At 38.9% G+C, this 3,903-nt stretch carries 5 protein-coding genes; 1 reads left to right on the forward strand and 4 read right to left on the reverse strand.

The features are described 5' to 3' along the window. Nucleotides 1-110 precede the first annotated feature (110 nt). The gene (locus tag P9B04_RS16140) at nt 111-308 is read right to left on the reverse strand and encodes a hypothetical protein (RefSeq protein WP_342056009.1); all 198 of its coding nucleotides are present in this window, start codon (nt 306-308) and stop codon (nt 111-113) included. A gap of 241 nt (nt 309-549) precedes the next feature. Here P9B04_RS16140 and P9B04_RS16145 point away from each other — a divergent pair, with 241 nt between their 5' ends. After that, nucleotides 550-1,086, forward strand: a complete 537-nt coding sequence (locus P9B04_RS16145) for a peroxiredoxin (RefSeq protein WP_342056010.1) — start codon at nt 550-552, stop codon at nt 1,084-1,086. A gap of 41 nt (nt 1,087-1,127) precedes the next feature. Here the strand turns inward: P9B04_RS16145 and rsgA are convergent, their stop codons facing one another. The 3 genes from rsgA to P9B04_RS16160 all read right to left on the reverse strand — a co-directional run bounded on the left by rsgA (nt 1,128) and on the right by P9B04_RS16160 (nt 3,743). Next, the gene (gene rsgA / locus P9B04_RS16150; RefSeq protein WP_342056011.1) at nt 1,128-2,261 is read right to left on the reverse strand and encodes a small ribosomal subunit biogenesis GTPase RsgA; all 1,134 of its coding nucleotides are present in this window, start codon (nt 2,259-2,261) and stop codon (nt 1,128-1,130) included. Between the two features lie 232 nt (nt 2,262-2,493). Next, the gene (locus P9B04_RS16155) at nt 2,494-3,048 is read right to left on the reverse strand and encodes a hypothetical protein (RefSeq protein WP_342056012.1); all 555 of its coding nucleotides are present in this window, start codon (nt 3,046-3,048) and stop codon (nt 2,494-2,496) included. Between the two features lie 203 nt (nt 3,049-3,251). Next, nucleotides 3,252-3,743, reverse strand: coding sequence for a DUF1269 domain-containing protein (locus P9B04_RS16160; protein ID WP_342056013.1), 492 nt, complete (start codon nt 3,741-3,743; stop codon nt 3,252-3,254). Nucleotides 3,744-3,903: the final 160 nt, after the last annotated feature.

A 3,903-nucleotide genomic window follows, 5' to 3' on the forward strand; every position in this document is an offset into this window, starting at 1 on the left:
GTTTGGCCTAAGTTTTCGCAGCGAGTGACCCCTGGCTTTTTGAGAAGATACGATACTAAAAGACCCTATCCGTCTATAGGGTAGGGTTATATTATAACTATTGTATAAAATTATATTCCCTGACGTGATGCTAACTTTTCAACCCGTGCTTGCGTTTCCTGGAGTAGTTGCTGTCTGGGACCACCATCGTAGGTTAAATTGGGAACTAAGTTTCTTGCTTGTAGTGTCATATGTAGTTGTAACTGAGCTACATAGTCCCCCATTGTTTCTTGAGAGATAGAATCAACAACATTAGCTGTTTCCACCATTAACACAACCCTCCTGGTTTTTAAAATTGTTTTATATTCATAAAAGGTATCATAGCTATGGTCAGATTATGAGAAGATGTGTAAAATTTTAGACATTTCTCAATATAATGTAACATTTTGATTGTTGCTCATGGTTCAGTATCTTGACTATAGCTGAGTTTTTACGGATTATGTCTCTGCAAAATCTTAGATTTAATTGTAAACTTATGTAAAGTGAATATTAAAAATGTAGGGAAGTGTTATGGTACGTCGCCGAATTTCAAGTGTGTTGTTAGCGATGGTTGTTATTTTTTTAGGGACTCAGACTCCTGTATTAGCTTTAGGGGGACCCCAACTACCATTAAATGAATCTGCTCCTAATTTTACCTTACCCACCAATACAGGAGATGGTGAAATTTCTTTGTCCGACTATCGGGGACAGTGGGTAGTATTGTACTTCTACCCCAAAGACTTTACCCCTGGTTGTACCTTAGAAGCTCGTCGTTTTCAACAAGATTTACCAAAATATGAGGCCAAAAATACACAAATTTTAGGGGTAAGTGTGGATGATGTTGACTCTCATCGAGAGTTTTGTGATGCGGAAGGTTTGAAGTTTCCTTTATTAGCAGATACCACTGGAAAGGTGAGTAAAATTTATGGTTCTTTTTTAACAGGAATGTCTTTGCGTCACACCTATTTAATCGATCCTGATGGTATTTTGAAAGAAAGATTTTTAGGAGTTAGACCGGCTATTCATAGTCAAGAAATTCTAGCTTATCTTGAGCAAGTGAGAAGTTAAGAGGTGTTGAGAGAAAGCTTGTTAATTATCGGTCTAGAATTTCAAAAATTCAAATCATCCTCAAATTCTTCTAATTCTTCCAAACTTTGACTGTCGTATAAATCTTGTAAGTTTTGATTCTTTTGTCGCCGAGAAGTTCGGCGATATTTTTTTGTTTCTAGTTTAGGTTCGTAATATTCTTTTCCAGAGACCTTCATTTTTACTTTAACTTTTGATTCTTCGTCAGCCATTTGTTGATTTACTTCTTGTTGGGCGATCGCTTCTTTTAAGAAAGTTAGGTAATGTTCATATCGTTCCCAATTTGCATCAATAATACAATTAGGCTCTCCCCGATGAAAACAATTACTAAACTGACAATTTCCCTGCTTTAACTGTTGTCTTGCTTCGGGAAAATAGTGGATTAGTTGAGTTGGGGAACAATCTAAATGAGGTTGATTAAAACCAGGGGTGTCAGCCAAAAAACCGCCTCTGGGTAACTCAAATAATTCTACGTGACGAGTAGTATGACGACCTTTTTGTAACTTCCCTGAAACCCGATTAACTCGTTGCTCAACCGCAGGAATTAACGTATTAATCAAACTAGATTTGCCCACACCAGAGGGACCTGCAAGGATAGTAATTTTGTCTTTGAGACTGTCTTTGAGTGCTTCTAAGCCTTGAAACGTGGTAACACTAATTAGTAAAGGGTCATAGCCCCATTTTTTTAGGCGATCGTGCCATGTTTTTTGTTGGGTAGAGGTCAATAAATCAGCTTTATTGAGGCATAATAAAAAAGGGATTTCCGTCGACTCTGCTTTGACCAAAAAGCGACTCAATTGCCAAGTTTCTAGAGGTGGCTCCTCCAGGGCAAAAACCAGGAGCATTTGCTCTGCATTGGCTACTGGTGGGCGAGATAACTCGGTTTTGCGGGGTAGAACTCGAGCGATCGCTCCTCTAGCGTCCTGATAGTCCGGCTCTTCAACGATTACGCGATCACCTACCATCACAGCTTGCCCAATTTTCTTTAAACGAGTACGTCGAGTACACAATAAATGGGCAATAGAAGCATCATTATGTTCTTTTAGGGGTTGATCCAAACGAACTTGATAAAAATTAGCTTGTACTGCTACGACTGTTCCAATAATGTTGGAGACATTAGAAGTAGAGGGATAGTTTAGAGAGGTTAGATCATGCACAGGATAACGGGGTTACAGGAGTGGTTCACTGAGTGTATCAAACAAATTAACTTTAAGAATTAGATCGCATTTCCAATTGATACTTTACTTGAGAAACATAATATACGTGTATTTTTTAGAAGCGATCGCCAAAAGAGATGGAAAGGCTGGATGATTATCAGAGGCGATGGCCAAGGAGAGGAGCCATAAGACTTGGGAATAATCCTAATTGCTGGCGATTAGTTGGGGTACTTCACTCACCTGTGAATTCTAATGAGGAATGGTGCAAAACGATGCGCAGTTGACCATTATCATCTTTAACGAACTGCCAACTTTTATCCACTGATGTTACATTACCATCCTTATCGGTAAGGTGAACTTTGCCCATAGTGCTTGCAGTATTGCCTATGATGAGAATAGCACTATTTTCAATTTCACACTTAGTCCAATCATTCAGTGCAAACCCTTTGTCATCAGGATAGGCTGGATTCCCACCGACGAAATAAGAAAGTGCGCCTTCTCTGGTAGTGCGGAAAGTGTTTGGATTAACCGTTACTGTGGGTTTAAACAAAACAACACCCATTTGGTAACCATAGGCAGAATCAATTACTTTTTCAGCAAGTTCTGAAGCCGCAGCTTGGCCTTTCATACTGTTAGTAGTGCTGATATCTATTAGTGCCTCACACCATGCCTTCTGTGCTGTTAATACCTGAGTTTCGCTAATGGCTCGATCAACTACAACATCAGCTGAAACTGAGGATGTTGTGGCAATAAGGGCTATGGTGGCTAATGTGGTAGTAATTTTCATAACTTGTTCTGGTTGCTATTTGCTGCTCATGACACTGGAAAAGCCAATATTTGGGTCAACTACATAGTTAAGATGTTGATCTAAATATGGCTCTTTTTTTACTGGCATTTTTGATGGAAATCGAGTTAATCATCAAAACAGAACTATCTTAACTTCAAATCTTAAAATAGTCTTGTTTATTTATGTCCGACTACTTAAAATGACTAAACTTCTGGACTAAAATGCTCTTTTAGTTTGGCTTCTTCTTCATTGGATAAATTAGATTGAATGAGTTCAGCCTTGACATCGCCAAGGGCTTCTTCTACTTTGTCCAAGGTTACATCGCGGGTTAGCAAAAACAGGGCTGAGGTTCCTTCTGTGACTTTGTTTCTTACATCTTTGATAAAATCATCATTGATGCCATAATCTTTCATAGAACCCCCTAAAGCTCCCATCCCTGCGCCGACAGCGATACCGAAAATTGGGCAGAAAAAGATCAAGCCAAAGAGTAATCCCCAAAAAGCTCCGTCTAAAGCCCCTAATCCCACTAAATTGATTGCTTGTTTTGTTTTCGGTTTCTTTTTACCTTCCGCCCAAGAAACGGTTGCTGCATCTCTGATTTCAATGAGATGTTCTTTTTGTAAGGGAACTAACTTAGTTAATGCTTCTTGCGCCCCATTGGGGGTGTCAAACTTCCAAACTGTAAGTGCTGCCATATTTTTCTGTCTTGACTTAAATAAAGTAAATTGCTGTTATTGTATAAACTTTTTTCGTTTCTGGGGTTAAGGAAAATTTATATTAGACGAAATGTCACCCCTCGTTAAACTCACATCTTGCACCTGACGAGACAAAGTTCCAAACCATGTTCATAAAACC

Origin of the sequence: Crocosphaera sp. Alani8, assembly GCF_038442745.1 — a bacterium.
Taxonomy (GTDB): Bacteria; Cyanobacteriota; Cyanobacteriia; order Cyanobacteriales; family Microcystaceae; genus Crocosphaera.

Coding starts and splice junctions, on each gene's coding strand:
- P9B04_RS16140 (WP_342056009.1), bottom strand. CDS start 308: ATGGTGGAAACAGCTAATGTTGTTGATTCTATCTCTCAAGAAACAATG.
- P9B04_RS16145 (WP_342056010.1), top strand. CDS start 550: ATGGTACGTCGCCGAATTTCAAGTGTGTTGTTAGCGATGGTTGTTATT.
- P9B04_RS16155 (WP_342056012.1), bottom strand. CDS start 3,048: ATGAAAATTACTACCACATTAGCCACCATAGCCCTTATTGCCACAACA.
- P9B04_RS16160 (WP_342056013.1), bottom strand. CDS start 3,743: ATGGCAGCACTTACAGTTTGGAAGTTTGACACCCCCAATGGGGCGCAA.